This is a genomic window from Nocardia sp. NPDC060220 (assembly GCF_042727815.1).
Taxonomy (GTDB): Bacteria; Actinomycetota; Actinomycetes; order Mycobacteriales; family Mycobacteriaceae; genus Nocardia.
On record NZ_JBHWZY010000027.1, the window covers coordinates 1 to 17,561 of the forward strand.

Consider the following 17,561-nt stretch of genomic DNA (forward strand, 5'->3'; position numbering starts at 1 on the left):
CTGAGCTATTCCTGCTCGAACCGTCGCCGGAATCGGTCTTCCATTCGCTCGGAGAAGCCGCCGGACTTGCGCTGGCGACCACCGCGGGCCGGGTGCCCCGTGGTCGGGCCGCTGCCCGCCGCGGGAGGCTCGGTCGCGTCCGGTCGGGCGGCGCGACGCGAGTTGCCGATCATCAACAGGACACCAGCGCCGAACATGGCGATGAATCCGACGAGACTGATGATCGGGAAACCGCCCGGCTTGAACGGGGCGGCGATGCCGGCGACGAGCAGAAAGAGGCCGACGGCGAACAACGCCGCAGCTTGGAGTCTGCGTCGACTCGACGTGGAGCGAAGACGTCCGCCGCGGACGGACGAGGCGAACTTCGGATCCTCAGCATAGAGAGCGCTCTCGATCTGTTCGAGCATGCGCTGCTCGTGCTCGGAGAGTGGCACGGTACCTCCCCCGGCACTAGGCGTGGCTGGTCGCCTCCGGGTAGGCGACGGGTAGCCGACCTTGGCGGCTATCTGCTCCCCATGATACGAGTTCGATCGGTGGCGTACCACCTACTCGGTCATAACTAAGCGGTCATGTCGCGGCCACGACTCGGCTGCGGGAGGCTCTTAGCCGCGGCTACCAGCGCATCGTCGACGTCGTAGAGGAATGCGCCCACCCGTGAGCAGAACTCGTCAGCTTGTGTGTCGGTGATCGCTCGGTCCAATCCGGCCTCCAGCGCGGCCCGTAATTGCGAGTGCGCCTCGAAGTAGTCGGCCCACATCACGAACTCCGGGCTGGCGCGTCTCAGTAACACCCAGGCGCTACGCGAGCGTGCCCGCGGCGCGCGATCGGCGCCGGTGAGCGCGATCATCGAGCCCGCGCCGCGCAGCGCGGCCAGGTACGCGGTGCGGAACCGTTCCCCCGGTTCGTGCTCCCAGGCGGAATCGGTGAGCAGCGCATCGGCCTGGCGTAGTAGTCCGCCGGCTCGCCCGTCGTGGCCCGCGTGCGCTCGACCATCGTTGTGACCAGCCATCTGCTGCCCCTTTCGCCCCTCGCACTGCTCGAACTAACATTCGAACGTTTGAATTGAGATTGAATATAGGGACACCCACCGACAACTTTCCGCGTCCGCGCGCCATCGACGAGAGCCATGACAGCCGTCAAGCCGAATCACACCCCCGCACCCGTCATCGTCGACCTCAGCGTCGCCGCCCTGCGCGCACGCCTGCACGACGCCCTGTCGGTCTATGTCGCCGCCATGGAATACCCCCGTGGCACCGAGCATCACCGCGCCCCGATGTGGACCGAACACACCACCAGGGCCGGCTGGCGGGCGGTGGCCGCGGTGCTGCCCGACGACGCGGGCGGCGTCGACCTGCGCACCGCGCCGATCCTGGCGATCGCCTACGGGTACAGCGGTGCGCCGCGGCAGTGGTGGCACCAGCAGGTACAGACCGGTATGCGGCGCTGCGGATGGCCCGACACCGCCGCCCGTGACCTGCTCGCCGACTATTTCGAACTCACCGAGCTGCACGTCCACCCGGCGGCGCAGGGCCGCGGGATCGGCGCGCGCCTGCTCGAGCGGTTGCTGGCCGACCGCGCCGAGGCCGCGGTGCTGCTGTCGACGCCGGAGGTCCCGGAGGAGGCGAACCGGGCCTGGAAGTTGTACCGGCGGGCCGGATTCACCGATGTGATCCGCAATTTCATGTTCGCGGGCGATACCCGGCCGTTCGCCATCCTCGGCCGCAGGCTGCCGATGCCGCCCACGCACCCATGACGACGGTGGTGGTCGGATCCGGCCACAACGCGCTGGTCGCGGCCTGTTATCTGGCCCGGGCCGGGCACCGGGTGCAGGTGCTCGAGCGCGACGAGGTGCCCGGTGGCGCGGTATCGACGGTGGCGCGATTCCCCGGCCATCTCGTTGATCGTGGATCTTCGGCGCACATCATGATCCGGCACACCGGGATCATCGAGGAGCTCGAGCTCGAACGGTTCGGGTTGCGCTATCTCGACTGTGATCCCTGGGGCTTCACACCGTCCGACGGTGCGCGCCCGCCGATCGTGTTCCACCGTGACCTCGACGAGACGTGCGCCTCGATCGCGGCCGCCTGCGGTGTCAAGGACGCTGACGCATATCGCCGCTTCGTCGAGGTGTGGGGCGAGCGCAGCACACGGGTGATGCGGTCGTTCGGCGGGCCGCCGACGCCGGGCAGGCTCGTTCGCTCGTTCTGGGGGCTGGACGCGCGGGCCGGCGGATCGGCGTTGTCGCGGGAGTTCTTGCAGTCCGGTGACGCGCTACTGGACTTCTGGTTCGACGACGAACGGCTCAAGGCGTCGCTCGCGTGGTTCGGCGCGCAGTCGGGTCCGCCGATGTCGGAGCCGGGAACGGCGCCGATGGCAGGGTTCGCCGCGCTCATGCACACCGTGCCGCCCGGGCGTGCGGTGGGTGGGAGTGGGGCGCTCAGCGCGGCGTTGATCGCGCGCCTGCGGGCCGACGGTGGCGAGCTGCACACCGGCGACGCCGTCACCTCGCTGCGCCGATCCGGCAGCGGGTGGCAGGTGGCGACCGAATCGGGCCGGACACTGCACGCCGACACGGTGATCGCGGGTTCCCATATCCTGTCGACACTCGACCTGTTGCGCGCGGGCGATTTCGACGCCCAGGTCCTCGACGACTGGCAGCGCCGCATCCGGGTCGGCCCCGGCATCGGCATGGTGGTGCGCCTGGCCACCGACCGGCTACCCGAATACCCCGGCGCCTCCCCCGCCGAATCCGCCCGTGGTCTGCAGTTTCTCGTCTCCGACCGCCGGCAGCTGCGACTGGCTCACGGCGCCGCCACGGCCGGTTCGCTGCCGCCACGCCCAGTGGTGCTGGCGATGAGTTTCAGCGCGCTCGACCCGTCCATCGCGCCCGCGGGCGAACATCAGCTGTCGCTGTGGGCGCAGTGGCATCCCTACGAGCTCGCCGACGGCGGCGACTGGGCAGCACACGCCGAGCACGAAGCGGACCGGATCATCGCCGAGGTCGACCGGTACGCCCCGGGTTTCACCTCGTCGGTGCTCCGGCGATTCGTGCAGACGCCGGTCGATCTCGAGCGGGAGATGGGTCTGCGCGGCGGCAACGTCATGCACGTGGAGATGTCACTCGATCAGATGATGCTGTGGCGGCCGCTGCCCGAGCTGTCGGGCCAGCGCGTCCCCGGCGCTCCCGGCCTGTATCTGACCGGCGCATCCACCCATCCCGGCGGCGGAGTCTCCGGAGCCAGCGGGCGCAGCGCGGCTCGGCTGGTCCTCGGCGACGGGCGCAAGCGCCGGTTCACGCCGCTGCGCAAGCGATGAAGGCCTGCCCGCCACACCGCCGGAGTCAGCGGCACGGCAGCACCGGCCCGACAGTTCGGCGGCATCGATGACCGGCACGATTCTCGACACAGGTCGTCGTACTCTCGCCGCGATCCGCGCCTGGTTACGCGCCGACCCACGCCGCGCGATGCCGGCCGTGACCGCGCTGGCGCTGGTGCTCGCGCAGATCACGTACCCGTTGAGCGCGGGGGTGGCGCGCGACCGGATCACCGTCGCGGTCGTGGTGCTGTCCGCCTCGACCGCCCTGCTGCACGCGGCGACCACTCGTGGATTGCGGTGGGCCGCCGGGTTCTTCGTCGTCGTGTCCGGGCTGGGGCTCACCGCCGAAATCGTCGGCACCGCGACCGGATTCCCGTTCGGCAGCTACGCCTATGCCGTCGATCGGCTCGGGCCCGCGTTCGCCGATGTCCCGTTGGCGGTGCCGTTGGCGTGGACCGGCGGGCTGTACCCGATCTGGATCGTCGCGGGCATGCTCGTGTCTCGCGAGCGCCCCTCGAGCGCCTCGATCACGCGGCGCCCGGGTCGGTCCGGATCCGTGCGTGCGCGGGCACACAGCGCGTCGGACGCTCGACTGCTCAGCGGGTCGAATGCCGGGCGCGTGGGACTGTTCGTCCTCGGCGCGGTCGGCTGGGATCTGTTCCTCGATCCGCAGATGGTGGCCGACGGCCAATGGACCTGGGCGGTCACCGACGCGGGCCTGCCCGGCATCCCCGAGATCCCGTACACCAACTACCTGGGCTGGGCGCTCGTCGCCGTGGTCATGGCGGTGATTCTCACCCTGCTCGATCATTTCCTGCCGCCGCCGCGCGACCCGTCGGTGGCGGTCCCGGTCGCGGTGTTCGGGTGGACCTGGCTCGGCTCGACTCTCGCGCACGCGGTGTTCCTCGGCCTTCCCGCCTCGGCGATCTGGGGATTCCTCGGTCTCGGTGTGCTCGGAATCCCGTTGTTTCTGCGTGCGCGGGCCGCGCGACGCGCGTTCTGAGCGGGCAGGCCCCGCCGCGACACACCCCGATTCGGGGCGAAAATGCCTGATCGGCACGGGTGGGTGGTGAGCGCTGGGCCCGTCGTGTGGGCTCTCGGGCCTGAGCCTGGCACGATGTCAACCGTGCAGCCGAGTCCCGTCGCCGACATGCCCGCTCCTTCGCCGCGTCGTTCCGTGCCCGCGCGGCGCGTTGCGGCCGTTGCCGTCCTGCTGGCATTGCTCGTGCCCGCGCTCGCCGGGTGCCTGCGTGTGCAGGTGTCGATGGGGGTGTCGTCGAACGATCGCGTGTCGGGGCGGATCGTCGCCGCGGTGGTGCCGACGGGGCCTGAAGACAAGGGGCCGCAGCTGAAGGCGCCGGAGCAGCTGGCGGCGAAGGTGCGGGTGGAGAACTACAACCAGGACGGGTACATGGGTACCCAGGTGTTCTTCGACGATCTGTCCTTCGGCGAGGTCGGCCAGCTCGGTGGCCTGTCGGATCAGACCCAGGGCATGTTCACGCTCGAATTCCAGCGCAGCGGCGATCTGGTGAGTCTCACCGGGCGGGTCGACCTGGAATCGGTGCCGCCGCACGGCTCGGACGTGCAGTTCTCCGTGGCGTTCCCGGCCCGCGTCGCCAAGACCAACGGCACCCGGGAGACCACCGACAGTGAGAACACGGTGTCGTGGAAGCTGCCCGCGGGCGAGGTGTCGACCCTGCGTGCCGAGGTGAAGTACGCCGACCCCAACACCCGCTCGTTCGCGGGCTGGGCGGGCATCGTCGGCGGCATCACCCTCGCGGTGGCCGCGCTGATCGCGGGCCTGGCGTTCCGCGACCGCAACCCCGGCCCGCCGAACGCACCGCGTGGCGGTTTCTCCCCCTCGGAGATGTGGCGCGAAATCTCCAGTCGCAGACTGGGCCGCTGACATGAGCGCGGCTGCCCGCTACCTGACCTGGGCGGGCACCGGTCTGGCCGCGCTCGGCGCGGCCACCGCCGCCTACAACCTGGTCACCTTGCGCACCCTGCCGCGCGGGGTCGCGGGCGTGATCGAACCGGTCACGGTGTGCGTCCCCGCCCGCGACGAGTCGCAGCGCCTGCCCGCGCTGATCGCCGACCTTCGCGCGCAGGTCGGCGTCCCCCGCCTGAGCGTGCTGATTCTCGACGACGCGTCCACCGACGGCACCTACGAAGCCGCACTCGACGCGATCGCCGACGACGAGCGCTTCACCGTCCTGCGCTCGGCCGCCCACCCCGCCCCCGGCTGGACCGGCAAGGCCGCCGCGTGCGCGCGCCTGGCCGCCCGCACCGACGCGGCCGCCCTGGTCTTCATCGACGCGGACGTCCGCCTGGCCCCCCATGCGATCGCCGCGGCGGTGACCGAATTGCGCAGGCGCGGAGCAGGTCTGGTCTCGGCCTGGCCGAGGCAGGACGCCGGTTCGACCGCCGAGCGCCTCATCCAGCCCCTGCTGGCCTGGTCGTGGGCCTCGACCCTGCCCGTCGGCCCCGCCAATCACAGCCTGCGCCCGTCCACCGTCGTAGCGTGCGGCCAGTTCCTCGCCGTCGACGCCGCGGCCTACCGCGCCGGCGGCGGCCACGCGGCCGTAGCAGCCAGCGCCACCGAGGACCTGGACCTGGCCCGCGCCATCCGCCGAGCAGGCCATCGCACCGCCCTGGTGACCGCGGGCCCCGCCGCGAGCACCCGAATGTACACCGGCACCACCGAACTCACCGACGGCTACACCCGCTGGCTGTGGTCGGCCTACGGCGGCCGCCGTGACACCGGCGCAGCCATCGGAATCCTCGCCGCCCTCGCCTATTGGATTCCGCCCCTGGCCGCGATCTTCGGCCGCACCCGAACCCGCCGAGCAGGCCTACTCGGCTACCTGGCCGCCGTCACAAGCCGTCTGACCGCCCGCACCATCGAAACCCGCCGCCCCCCAACGGCCATCGACCTCACCTCAGCTATGGCCCACCCCCTCTCGGTAGCCCACTACCTCGTTCTCTGGACCCGCTCCCACCACCGCCACCGCACCGGCCGCCTCCGCTGGAAACAGCGACCTTTGGTGACGCCCGACGACGCCGTTACCCGCCTGGCATGACCACCGCCTCCGTCGCCACTCCGGCGGTTGACGACTGTTCGATGTCCAGATCCAGATCTGCCCAGGCGATTTCGACCTTGACCAGGTCGATTGCGGTGACAAGGTCCTGACCACGTAGCCCGACCCGCTCGGTGACGTACCTGCCGTCCGAAGTGAGACGCTGTTGCTCGATGGAGGACACCGGTCCGTCGTCGTCGACCACGCGGACGATCCAGTACTGGGCGATACCGAGCCTGACGTCGACCCGCGAGTTTCAGGCGACCTCGGTAATGCCGATGGTGGGAAAGAAGAAGCAAGACCTGCCCGCATTGTCGGTGGTGCCGAAGACGGCGGCCAGGACGGTACCGCGGCCGGTGTCTACGGGGACAGCGCGAACGCCGCCGACGGGGATGGCGGCGAAGAGGAAGTCCCGGATGGCGGTTTCGGCGAGGGGACGCAGTTCGGCGGGAACCTCGGGCGGGACCATGGCGCGAACGATGTCGGCGATCGAGCCCATCGAAGCCATGCCGCCGCGACCGGTGCTGATATTGAGCCAGGCCACCTGCATACCGGAGGTTTTCGTCGCGGCGGTGTCGGGGGCGAGCCCGTAGGGCAGGAAGGTGAACAGGGTCTGGCCGGACTTCACGGCCGACAGGTCGATGCCCGGGATCGGGAGGGTGTTCGCCGGCCACGGCCCAGGGACCGCGCCCGCGACAGCCGGCACGAGACCCGCGCCGTCACCGGTGCAGTTCGCGGCGACCGTGGGGTACAGGAACGGCTGGATACCCAGGGATTTCAGCGTCTCGACGACGGTTTGGTAGGCGCCGAGCAGATCACCCGGGCCCGCCGATGGCCGAACAGCCGGCGCATCCCGGGTGACAGCGGGCGTCACCGGTGCGGCCGGTTCGGCGGCGGCCAGTGGCGCGGCCAGCAGTAGCGCGGCGGCGCAGGCCGTCAGCGAGGTCAGTGTGGTGGAACGACGTGCAACGATCACGGCGAAACTCCTCATCGACGCAGAGAAGGCCGACGCTACCGCGTGCGGTGGGTGAATCCGGACAGGTGAAGTCACCGGCCGTTCGGCGCGTCGCAATCTCGCAGCGAACCCGCCGCCGCGGCCCGGTGTCCGCCCCCTTCTCGGCACCGGACCCAACGACGCGTCCGCAGGATCCCTACGCCCGGACGCGGTCGCCCAGACCCCTACGCACGCGCCCGCGCGCGAATCACCTACCGCGCCGAACCGGGGCAATTATGCCGGTGCCCACGATCGGTTCCAACCTCTGCGCTCACGTTGATTTCTATCGTTGCGCGCACTAGTGCATATGCCACATGCTGATTCAGCTCGGGCCACGACGGCCGGGCACAACCATCCAGAGCGACCGAGAGACCTGGCTCTACGACGTCGCAGCAACCCGCCCGTTTCGGGGTGTGGGTGCTTCTGCCGGGTTCGATGGAGGAGATTTTCGTGCTGTCCACCTGTCCGGCCTGAGCGCCGCCAGATCGCGAACCCGTTGCTGGCCGGGTGGAGGTCACTGTGCCTCGTTCCACTGTTTTCCGAAGGATTCCCATGACCGCGTCTGCCGTATCCGGCGCCGAGACCGCGCCCGCACCGCCCGGCGACGCTCTCCCCGCCGACAAGGCGCCCGTCGACGACCTGCCCCGGATCGCCGGGTCGTGGCACCCGTGGCGCTGGGCCGTCGCGGCGATCGCCCTACTGCTGGTGGCCCAGTTCGCGCACGGCCTGATCACCAATCCGGGTTGGGACTGGGGCACTTTCGCCCAGTACTTCACCGCGAAGTCGGTGCTGGCCGCACTCCGGGTGACCATCGAGCTCACCCTGTGGGGCACCGCCCTCGGTTTCGCGATCGGCACGCTGCTGGCGATCGGGCGGGTGTCGAACAATCCCGTGCTGCGGGTGATCGCCTGGACCTATATCTGGGCTTTCCGTTCGATCCCGCTGATCGTGCAGCTGCTGTTCTGGTTCAACATCGCCTACCTGTATCCCCGCCTGTCCGTGGGCATTCCGTTCGGCCCCGGCTTCTACGAGTTCGATGTCAATGGTGTGATCAGCGGTTTCACCGCGGCGGTGATCGGGCTGGCCCTGCATCAGGCGGCGTATTCGGCCGAACTGATCCGGGCGGGTCTGCTCGCCGTCGACGACGGTCAGCTCGAAGCGGCGGCGGCGCTGGGGATTCCACGCTGGCGCCAGTTCCGCACGATCGTGTTGCCGCAGGCGATGCGCTCGATTCTGCCGAACGCGGCCAATGAGGTGATCAGCCTGTTCAAGGGCACCTCGATCGTGTCGGTGATGGCGATCGCCGAGCTGTTCTACCAGGTGCAGGTGATCTTCGGCCGAAACGGCCGGGTGGTGCCGCTGCTGATGGTGGCGACCGTCTGGTACATCGTGCTCACCACGGCGCTGTCGATCCTGCAGTACTACATCGAACGGCACTACGCCAAGGGCGCGCAGCGTGAGCTGCCGCCGACACCGTGGCAGCGGGTCCGCGCCAAGGTCACCGAGATCGCCGCCGGTGCGGCTGCACCCCGAGGAGCAACCCGATGACCGCAGCGGTGCTGGCGCGCGGAATCCGCAAGTCCTACAGCGGCACCGAGGTACTGCGTGGCGTGGATCTGGCTGTACGCGCCGGTGAGGTGGTCGCGCTGATCGGGCCGTCCGGCTCCGGCAAGTCCACGCTGCTGCGGGTGCTCAACCATCTGGAAGCACAGGACGCGGGCACCGTGCACATCGACGGTGAGCTGATCGGCTACCGCCAACGCGGCAATACCCTGCGTTCGCTGCCCGACCACGCGGTGCGCGCCCAGCGCAGCCGCATCGGCTTCGTGTTCCAGCAGTTCAATCTGTTCCCGCATCTCACGGTGCTCGACAACGTGGTGCTCGCCCCGGTCTCGGCGCAGCACCGTCCGCGCGGCGAGGTGATCGCCGAGGCGACACAGCTTTTGGAACGGGTGGGCCTGGCCGATTTCGTCGACGCCTACCCCCGGCGTCTGTCCGGTGGTCAGCAGCAGCGCGTGGCCATCGCGCGGGCCCTGGCCTTGAAACCACGGCTGATCCTGTTCGACGAACCCACCTCCGCACTCGACCCGGAGCTGGTCGGTGAGGTCCTCGCGGTGATCCGCGATCTCGCGCACAGCGGCACCGCGCTGGTGATCGTCACCCACGAGATCGGTTTCGCCCGCGAGGTCGCCGACACGGTCGTGTTCCTCGACGAGGGCGTGATCGTCGAGCAGGGCGAGGCCGCCAGCGTTCTCGATCACCCCGAACACCCTCGCACGCAGGCGTTCCTGTCCCGCGTCCGCTGAACATCCCTTCCCACGAACAGGTTTCGACACTGATGAAGCTCTCCACTCTGATCGGCATCGTCGCGGCGGCCACGCTGTTGACGGCAGGCTGCACCGCCGAGCCCGAGGCCGCCGACACCGTGCAGGCCGGTGCGATCACCTACGACCTGTCCCCCGCCCAGGAGGGCAGGGTGCGCGCCGCCAAGGTCGACGCGATCGCCGCCGAGGTGCCCAAGGCCATCCGCGACCGCGGCACGCTGGTGGTGACCGGTCCCGCCGGTTCCGTGCCGCCGCTGCGGTTCTACGCCACCGACGACCGGACGGTCATCGGCTCCGAGGTCGACTTCGCCACCCTGGTGGCCGACATCCTGGGCCTGAAGCTCGACATCCAGGTGGCCGACTGGTCGCAGAACTTCGTGCGGGTGGATTCCGGTGAGGTGGACGCGTTCATCTCGAACGTGACCGTCACCGAGGAGCGCAAGGAGAAGTACGACTTCGCCACCTACCGCACCGACACCGTCGCCCTCGAGGTCCCGAAGGACAGCACGCTGACCTACACCGACCGCAAGAGCCTGGCGGGCAAGCGGATCGGTATCGGCGCGGGCACCAATCAGGAACAGCTGCTGGTGAGCTGGAACGAGAAGAACGTCGCCGAGGGCCTGCCCCCGGTCGACATCGCCTACTACCAGCAGAGCACCGACTACTACCTCGCGCTGGCCTCCAAGCGCATCGACGGCTACATCGGCCCGAACCCCGCGGCCGTCTATCACTCCGCCACCAGCGACGGCAAGATCATCGCCACCTTCTCCGGCGCGGGTGAGCAGCTGCAGGGCGAGATCGCGGCGCTCACCAAGAAGGACAACGGCCTGATCGGCCCGATCCACAAGGCGCTGCAGCACGCGATCGCCGACGGCAGCTACCAGAAGATCCTCGATCGCTGGGGCCTGAATTCGGAGAAGGTCACCGAGTCGCGGATCAACCCGCCCGGTCTGCCGAAGAAGCCCGCCGCATGAAGTTCCTACTGATGACGCTGATCACGCGGGTGCCCGATCCGGTCACCGGCGTGGTCCCGACGACGCGCGATCGCCTGCACGAGGTGGTCGAACAGGCCAGGCGCGCCGAGGAACTCGGCTACGACGGGTTCGCGGTCGGTGAGCGGCACGAGGATCCGTTCCTGTCGGCCGCTCCCCCGGTGGTGTTGAGCCATATCGCGGCCCTCACCTCGCGGATCAGCCTGTTCACCGCGGTCACCACCTTGAGCCTGCTCGATCCGGTGCGCGCGTTCGAGGACTATTCCACCCTCGACAACCTGTCCGAGGGCCGGCTCGAGCTGATCATCGGCAAGGGCAACGGCGCGGCGCAGGCGCAGCTCTATCACGTCACCACCGAGGATCAGTGGGAGCGCAATCGGGAAGGGTACGAGCTGTTCCGGACGCTGTGGGACAGCGAGGAAGTGACGTGGTCGGGACAGTTCCGACCCTCGCTCGCCGCCGCCAAGGCGTTGCCCCGGCCGCTGCAGCCGCGGGTGCGGATCTGGCACGGGAGTGCGACGAGCCTGGAGTCGGTGGAACTGGCCGCGCGCCACGGTGATCCGGTGTTCTCGGCGAACGTCACCAATCCGATCGAGCCGTACGCCGCGCTGATCCGCCACTATCGCGAGCGGTGGGCGCACTACGGTCACGACCCAGCCGATGCGCTGGTCGGCGCGGGCACCGCGGGCTTCCATGTGGCGCGGACCTCGCAGGAGGCCGTCGCGGTGTTCCGCCCGCTGTTCGAGGCGCGGACCTCGCTGCAGCGCAAGGTCGGCAATCCGGTCGTGTTCGAGACCGTCGAAGACTTCGTCACCCGCTCGTCGGCGCTGGTCGGCAGCCCGGAGCAGGTGATCGACAAGGTCGGCCGCTATCACGAACAGTTCGGGCACGAGGTGATCCACCTGTCCGCCGAACGTGACGGCCGCACCGAATCCGAGTACCTGGGCAGTCTCGAACTGTTCCAGGCCGAGGTGGCGCCCGAGCTGCGCCGCCGCATTCCGAGTCGTCCCCTGGCCGCTGGCCGCCAATTCTCTGGAGTTGTCTCGTGATCCGTCCTCGTCATCGCATCGCCGCCGCCGTCGGCGCACTGGCCGCCGTCACCACAGTGGTCGCCTGTGGCAGCGACACCGCAGGCTCCGGTGCTCAAGCCGGTCCGCCGCAGCCGGGCGGCACGTTGCGCTACGGGCTGTCCGGCGCTCCGACCTGCTCGGATCCGGCGCAGTCGGGCACCAACCAGACCATCTATGTGGCCCGCCAGATCGTCGACTCGCTGACCGATCAGGACCCGAAGACCGGCGCGATCACGCCGTGGCTGGCCAAGAGCTGGGAGGTCAGTCCCGACGCCAAGGTGTTCACCTTCAAGTTGGCCGATGGGGTCACTTTCAGCGACGGCACCGCGCTCACCGCTGATTCGGTGCGCGATACGTTCGACGCGATCGTGAAGCTCGGTGCCGCGAAGGCACAGCTGGGAGCGAGCTACCTCACCAGCTATGTCGGCACGACGGCGGTCGACAAGCTCACCGCCCGCGTGGAGTTCAGCCAGCCGAACGCCCAGTTCCTGCAGGCGTCCTCGACTCCGCAGCTCGGCATCCTGGCCACCTCCACCAATGCCAAACCGGCCGAGGCCAGGTGCGCTGGTGACAACATCGGCAGTGGCCCGTTCACCTACGCCGCGTACAAGCAGGACACCTCGGTGACCCTGGCCAAACGCGCGGGCTACAACTGGGGCTCCGCTGTTTTCGGCCACCAGGGCGAGGCGTACCTGGATCGGATCGAGTTCACCGTGGTACCCGAGTCGGGTGTGCGCACCGGCAGCCTGGCCTCCGGTCAGCTGGACGCGGTCAGCGACGCACTGCCCCAGGACGCACCGCAGATCGAGGCCACCGGCGGGCGGATCCTGTCGACATCCAACCCCGGTACTCCGTTCGGCTTGCAGCTCAACGTGACTCGCGGCCCGCTGCGTGATCCGGCGGTCCGGCAGGCACTGCTTCCTGCGATCGACCGCAAGCAGCTCGTCGAGACCGTGCTCGGTCCGCAGTTCAAACCGGCGACCTCGAGCCTGGCATCAGCGACCCCGGCGTACCTGGATCAGTCGGCACGGCTCGCCTACGATCCGGCCAAGGCCAAGTCGATCCTGGATCAGGCGGGCTGGACGCTCGGTGCGGACGGTGTGCGGGCCAAGAACGGCGAGCGACTCAGCTTCGCGGTGACGTTCAGCCAGGTATTCGCGGGCAACCAGGCGATTCTGGAGCTGGTGCAGCAGCAACTGCGCCAGATCGGCGTGGAGCTGAAGCTCGATCTCGTCTCCACCCCGGAGGCCATCGCGAGGCAGAACACGAAAGACGTCGACGCCGGTTACGGCAACTCCACCCGCGCCGACGGCGATATCCTGCGCACGTCGTTCGGGCTCGCCGGGCGCAATATCAACGCACGCGGCCCGATCCCCGAGCTCGACACAACTCTCGACCGGCAGCTCGCCACGAACGATCCGGCCGCCAGGGCGGAACTGCTCGCGACAGCGCAGCGGCAGGTGCTCGACAACGGGCTCTACGTCCCGACGATCGAGCTGTCCCAGGCGATCGGAGCGGCCGCGCACACCCAGGATCTGAAATTCGAGGCCTCAGCGCGACTGCAGTTCTTCGACACCTGGTTGAGCGGGCACTGAGATGAGCGAGGTGGTCGGGAGTCCGCGGCGCGACGGCGCGGGTAGCGAGATCCGGCGCGCGGACGGCCGGGCGGACTTCGCACGCTACGTGGGTTCTCGTTTGCTACAGGCGATCTGGGTGTTGTGGGCGGCATTCACGATCTCCTTCGTGGTGCTGTACCTGCTGCCCGCGGATCCGGTCTCGATGGCGGCCGACAGCGCGGGCACCGGTGCGCCGGTGGACCAGGCGGCGATCGCCGAGTTGCAGGCTCGCTACGGGCTGGACAAGCCGCTGTGGGACCAGTACGTGACCGCACTCGGCAATGCCGTCACCGGTGATCTGGGGCGCTCCATCAACACCGGTCAGCCGGTGACCGAAGCCCTCGGCGACGTTCTACCGGCCACGCTCGGACTGGCTTCTCTCGCACTGCTTTTCGCGATCGTCGGCGGGACGATCCTCGCGTTCGCCGCCACCTACACACGGCGGCCGTGGCTTCGCAATACCTTGAGTGCGCTACCGCCGCTGGGCGTTTCGGTGCCGACCTTCTGGACCGGTCTGCTCCTGTTGCAGCTGTTCTCCTTCCGGCTGCACTGGTTCCCCGCCTTCGGCGGGACCGGGCTGCGCGGGACGCTACTGCCCGCGCTGACGCTGGCGCTACCGATCGGGGCGGTGCTGGCCCAGGTTCTCGCTGCCGGGCTGGAACAGACCTGGCGTCAGCCGTTCACCGATGTGGCACTGGCCAAGGGCGCGTCGCGCTGGTGGGTGCAGCGTCGTCATATCGCTCGGTTGGCCAGCGTGCCCGCGTTCACCATCGCGGGGGTGCTGGTCGGCACGATGCTGGCCGGGTCGGTGGTGGTGGAGTCGGTGTTCGCCCGCGCGGGCGTCGGCCGGCTCACCCAGACCTCCGTGCTCAACCAGGACATCCCCGTGGTCCAGGGCGTGGTGCTGCTCTCGGCGCTGATCTTCGTCGGCGTGAATCTGGCGGTCGACCTGCTCTATCCGCTGCTCGATCCGCGCATCACCGGGACACGTCGAGCTCGTGGCGTGCCGGTCGCGGGCACCCCCGCCGACGCCGTGTCCGTCGCTGGGAAATCCGGCGAATCGGATGGCTCGAACACCGACACCGAACGGAGTGAACGTGGTTGACATCCTCGTGCGCCGACCGGCGCCGACCGCACGGCCCGAATCGGTGACCGATCACGGCGTCGCGCGCGTGCACCGAGTGGCCCGAACTGCCCGATGGGCCCGCGCACACCTGGGCCTGGTGGTGTCGGGCGTGGTGCTGGCCGTCGCGGTCGGCTGGGCGGTGGCGCCCTCGGTGTTCGCCTCCGGCGATCCGCTGATCGGCGTGCCCGCGGACAAGTTCCAGGCCCCCAGCGCGGCGCACTGGTTCGGCACCGACAATCTCGGACGCGACCTGTACACGCGGATGGTGCACGGTGCAGGGCTCTCGCTCACCGCCACGCTCACCGCGGTCGGGATCGCGTTGGTGGTCGGGTCGGTACTCGGGCTGCTGTCGGGCGCCGCGGGCGGCATCGTCGACACCGCGATCATGCGGGTCGTCGATGTGCTGTTGTCCATCCCGTCGCTGCTGCTCGCGCTGGCCCTGGTCACCGCGCTCGGCTTCGGCACCCGCAATGTGGCTGTCGCCGTGGGTGTCTCGCTGATCGCGAACTTCGCCAGGGTGATGCGCTCGGAGGTGCTGCGGGTGCGGCACGCGCCGTATGTCGAGGCCGCGCACGCGTCCGGCGTGCGCTGGTACGCGGTGCTCGTTCGGCACGTGCTGCCCAATGCGTTCCAGCCGGTGCTGGCCTTGGCCGCGGTCGAATTCGGTATGGCGGTGCTGGCCGTGTCCTCGCTGAGCTTCCTCGGCTACGGCACCAAACCGCCCACCCCCGAATGGGGTTCGCTGATCTCGGAGGGCCGCAACTTCCTCGCCTCCGCCTGGTGGCTGACGACGCTGCCGGGCCTGGTCATCATCGCCGTGGTGTTGTCGGCTCAGCGTGTGGGTCGATTCGTGGGAAGGACCGAAACACGATGAGCGACAAGACGAACGGAACGCACCCGACGCGGAGTTCGGCCGCGCCGGACCAGCCGTTGCTGCAGGTGGAAGATCTGCACATCGAGTATCGGACCGGCGCGGGGTCGGTGTCCGCGCTGCGCGGCGTGTCGATCGAGGTGGCGCGCGGAGAGGTCGTCGCCCTCGTCGGCGAGTCGGGGTCGGGCAAATCGACATTGGCACACGCGGTGATCGGGCTGCTCGGGGATTCGGCGGGAATCGTGGCGGGCAAGGTCGAGTTCGCCGGTGAGCGGATCGACCCGGACGACGAGAAGGCCCTGCGGCGGCTGCGCGGGGCGCGGGTGGGATTCGTGCCGCAGGATCCGGGTCTGTCGCTCAATCCGGTGTTGCGGGTGGGCGATCAGGTGGCCGAGGCGCTGCTGGTGCATCGGCTGGCCGACCGGCGCGGGGCGGCGCTCCAGGCCCTCGACCTGTTGGAAGAGGTCGGGCTGGATCGCCCGCAGTTGCGGGCGCGGCAGTATCCGCACGAGCTGTCCGGCGGGCAGCGTCAGCGCGTGCTGATCGCGATCGCGCTGGCGTGCGGGCCGGAACTGATCATCGCGGACGAGCCGACGAGCGCCCTCGACGCGACGGTGGCGCGGCAGGTGCTGGATCGGCTGGCCGAGCGGATCGCGGCCCGCGGGACGGCCGTCCTGCTGATCACCCACGACCTGGCCGTTGCCGCGGAACGGGCCGATCGACTGGTGGTGCTCGAGCAGGGCAAGGTCGTCGAATCCGGCACTACCGCACAGGTTCTGCACCACCCGGCACAGCCGTACACGCAGCGCCTGCTCGCCGCGTCCCCCGCGCTGTCGCCCACCGAATTCCGGCCCCTGCGACCCCGAGCGGAAAAACCGTTGCTGTCGGTTCACGCCCTGCACAAGCGCTTCCACGCGGGAGCGGGCTCCATCACCGCCGTCGACGATGTGCAGTTCAGTCTCGATCGCGGGGAAACGCTCGCGCTGGTCGGCGAATCCGGTTCGGGCAAGTCGACGACGGCGCGCATCGCTCTGCGACTCACCGACGCCGACAGCGGGACGGTCACCTTCGACGGCCACGACCTCACCAGCGCCCGCCGAAACCGCCTGCGCACGCTGCGCCGACGGTTCCAGGTGGTGTACCAGAACCCGTACTCCTCACTGGATCCGCGCTGGGAGGTCGCCGACATCATCGCCGAACCCCTGCGCGCCTATGGGATCGGCGACCGGACGAAACGAGTCGCCGAGCTGCTCGAACAGGTCGCGCTACCGGCGGATTTCACGAAACGCAGGCCCGCGGAACTGTCCGGCGGGCAACGACAGCGCGTGGCGATCGCCCGCGCGCTGGCCCTGCACCCCGACCTGCTGGTGCTCGACGAACCGGTCTCCGCGCTCGACGCCTCGGTGCAGGCGCAGATCCTCGACCTGCTCGACACCCTCCAGCGCGAACTCGCCCTCGGCTACCTGTTCATCTCCCACGACCTGGCCGTGGTGCGCCGGATCAGCGACCGGGTCGCGGTGATGCGCCACGGTCGCGTCGTCGAAACCGGGCCCACCGCAACCCTGTTCACCGATCCGCGGCACCCGTACACGAGGGAGCTGCTCGCGGCGATTCCCGCGCCGGGCACCCGGATCGATCCACTCGACGGAAAGGACCTCACCCGATGAGCCAGCCCAGACTGTTCCTCGGCATCGAAACGGTAGGCACCGGAACGCATCCCGCGTCCTGGCGGCGCACCGATTCCGGCGCCGAAGACCTGTTCACCGCCGGCTACTGGACCGCCGTGATCTCCTCGGCCGAGCAGCTCGGGTTCGACGCCGTCTTCCTGCCCGACGCGTTCGGCATCCAGTCCGGTGGCGCGGCCGTGACCCGCGGCAGGCTCGACGCCGTCGCGATCGCCGCCCGCACCGCCCCGCTGACCAGCCGAATCGGCTTGATCCCGCAGGTACCGGTCACCCACACCGAACCGTTCCACGCGTCCAAGGCCGTGACCGCGCTCGACTTCGCGAGCCTGGGCCGCGCGGGGTGGGAGGTGACCGTGTCCACCACCGAGGTCGAGGCGAAGGCCTTCGGGCGCAAGCAGGTGCAAGATCCGAAGTCGCTGTGGCACGAGGCCGACGAGGCGATCGAGGTGGTGACCCGGTTGTGGGACAGCTGGGAGGACGGCGCCGAGATC

The 17,561-nt window shown here is 69.5% G+C and carries 18 protein-coding genes and 1 riboswitch; of the genes, 14 read left to right on the forward strand and 4 right to left on the reverse strand.

The window, feature by feature from the left end; genetic code table 11:
* Nucleotides 1–5 precede the first annotated feature (5 nt).
* Nucleotides 6–434, reverse strand: a complete 429-nt coding sequence (locus ACFWF3_RS02665) for a DUF3040 domain-containing protein (RefSeq protein WP_378636672.1) — start codon at nt 432–434, stop codon at nt 6–8.
* A gap of 125 nt (nt 435–559) precedes the next feature.
* Nucleotides 560–1,009: an SAV_6107 family HEPN domain-containing protein gene (locus ACFWF3_RS02670; protein ID WP_378636670.1), complete on the reverse strand. Its 450-nt coding sequence runs from the start codon at nt 1,007–1,009 to the stop codon at nt 560–562.
* A gap of 117 nt (nt 1,010–1,126) precedes the next feature.
* On the opposite strand from ACFWF3_RS02670, the gene ACFWF3_RS02675 reads away from it, so the two are divergent.
* The 5 genes from ACFWF3_RS02675 (at nt 1,127) to ACFWF3_RS02695 (ending at nt 6,395) form a co-directional block, all read left to right on the forward strand.
* The gene (locus tag ACFWF3_RS02675) at nt 1,127–1,753 is read left to right on the forward strand and encodes a GNAT family N-acetyltransferase (protein WP_379312181.1); all 627 of its coding nucleotides are present in this window, start codon (nt 1,127–1,129) and stop codon (nt 1,751–1,753) included.
* Entirely contained in the window at nt 1,750–3,315 is a 1,566-nt protein-coding gene (locus ACFWF3_RS02680) for a phytoene desaturase family protein (RefSeq protein ID WP_379312182.1), read from the forward strand. Before ACFWF3_RS02675 ends, ACFWF3_RS02680 begins: the two co-directional genes overlap by 4 nt.
* A 67-nt stretch (nt 3,316–3,382) precedes the next feature.
* Nucleotides 3,383–4,318 (forward strand): carotenoid biosynthesis protein, encoded by a 936-nt coding sequence (locus tag ACFWF3_RS02685; RefSeq protein WP_379312183.1) that lies wholly within the window; start codon nt 3,383–3,385, stop codon nt 4,316–4,318.
* 147 nt (nt 4,319–4,465) lie between these two features.
* Nucleotides 4,466–5,221: an LppM family (lipo)protein gene (locus tag ACFWF3_RS02690; protein ID WP_378992682.1), complete on the forward strand. Its 756-nt coding sequence runs from the start codon at nt 4,466–4,468 to the stop codon at nt 5,219–5,221.
* 1 nt (nt 5,222) lies between these two features.
* Nucleotides 5,223–6,395, forward strand: coding sequence for a glycosyltransferase family 2 protein (locus ACFWF3_RS02695; RefSeq protein ID WP_379312184.1), 1,173 nt, complete (start codon nt 5,223–5,225; stop codon nt 6,393–6,395).
* Here the strand turns inward: ACFWF3_RS02695 and ACFWF3_RS02700 are convergent.
* Nucleotides 6,379–6,597, reverse strand: a complete 219-nt coding sequence (locus tag ACFWF3_RS02700; protein ID WP_379312185.1) for a hypothetical protein — start codon at nt 6,595–6,597, stop codon at nt 6,379–6,381. The two genes, ACFWF3_RS02695 and ACFWF3_RS02700, sit on opposite strands and share 17 nt — an antisense overlap.
* A gap of 51 nt (nt 6,598–6,648) precedes the next feature.
* Entirely contained in the window at nt 6,649–7,368 is a 720-nt protein-coding gene (locus ACFWF3_RS02705; RefSeq protein ID WP_379312186.1) for a hypothetical protein, read from the reverse strand.
* A 366-nt stretch (nt 7,369–7,734) separates the two neighbouring features.
* Nucleotides 7,735–7,828, forward strand: a riboswitch (SAM riboswitch).
* Between the two features lie 110 nt (nt 7,829–7,938).
* On the opposite strand from ACFWF3_RS02705, the gene ACFWF3_RS02710 reads away from it, so the two are divergent.
* The 9 genes from ACFWF3_RS02710 to ACFWF3_RS02750 all read left to right on the forward strand — a co-directional run.
* Complete coding sequence (locus tag ACFWF3_RS02710; RefSeq protein ID WP_379312187.1) at nt 7,939–8,934, forward strand: amino acid ABC transporter permease; 996 nt, start codon at nt 7,939–7,941, stop codon at nt 8,932–8,934.
* Nucleotides 8,931–9,692: an amino acid ABC transporter ATP-binding protein gene (locus ACFWF3_RS02715; RefSeq protein ID WP_379312188.1), complete on the forward strand. Its 762-nt coding sequence runs from the start codon at nt 8,931–8,933 to the stop codon at nt 9,690–9,692. The genes ACFWF3_RS02710 and ACFWF3_RS02715 overlap by 4 nt, the downstream gene beginning before the upstream one ends.
* 32 nt (nt 9,693–9,724) lie before the next feature.
* The gene (locus tag ACFWF3_RS02720) at nt 9,725–10,684 is read left to right on the forward strand and encodes an ABC transporter substrate-binding protein (RefSeq protein WP_378992572.1); all 960 of its coding nucleotides are present in this window, start codon (nt 9,725–9,727) and stop codon (nt 10,682–10,684) included.
* Nucleotides 10,681–11,751, forward strand: a complete 1,071-nt coding sequence (locus ACFWF3_RS02725; RefSeq protein ID WP_379312189.1) for an LLM class flavin-dependent oxidoreductase — start codon at nt 10,681–10,683, stop codon at nt 11,749–11,751. Before ACFWF3_RS02720 ends, ACFWF3_RS02725 begins: the two co-directional genes overlap by 4 nt.
* Nucleotides 11,748–13,367, forward strand: coding sequence for an ABC transporter substrate-binding protein (locus ACFWF3_RS02730; protein ID WP_379312190.1), 1,620 nt, complete (start codon nt 11,748–11,750; stop codon nt 13,365–13,367). The genes ACFWF3_RS02725 and ACFWF3_RS02730 overlap by 4 nt, the downstream gene beginning before the upstream one ends.
* 1 nt (nt 13,368) lies before the next feature.
* A complete protein-coding gene (locus tag ACFWF3_RS02735; protein WP_378992568.1) occupies nt 13,369–14,493 on the forward strand; it encodes an ABC transporter permease in 1,125 nt (374 codons plus the stop codon).
* Entirely contained in the window at nt 14,453–15,388 is a 936-nt protein-coding gene (locus ACFWF3_RS02740) for an ABC transporter permease (RefSeq protein ID WP_378992566.1), read from the forward strand. The genes ACFWF3_RS02735 and ACFWF3_RS02740 overlap by 41 nt, the downstream gene beginning before the upstream one ends.
* Nucleotides 15,385–17,052, forward strand: coding sequence for a dipeptide ABC transporter ATP-binding protein (locus ACFWF3_RS02745; RefSeq protein ID WP_378992564.1), 1,668 nt, complete (start codon nt 15,385–15,387; stop codon nt 17,050–17,052). Before ACFWF3_RS02740 ends, ACFWF3_RS02745 begins: the two co-directional genes overlap by 4 nt.
* Nucleotides 17,049–17,561 (forward strand): LLM class flavin-dependent oxidoreductase (locus ACFWF3_RS02750; protein WP_379312191.1); only part of this gene is annotated, 513 nt, incomplete at its 3' end. The genes ACFWF3_RS02745 and ACFWF3_RS02750, both read left to right, overlap by 4 nt.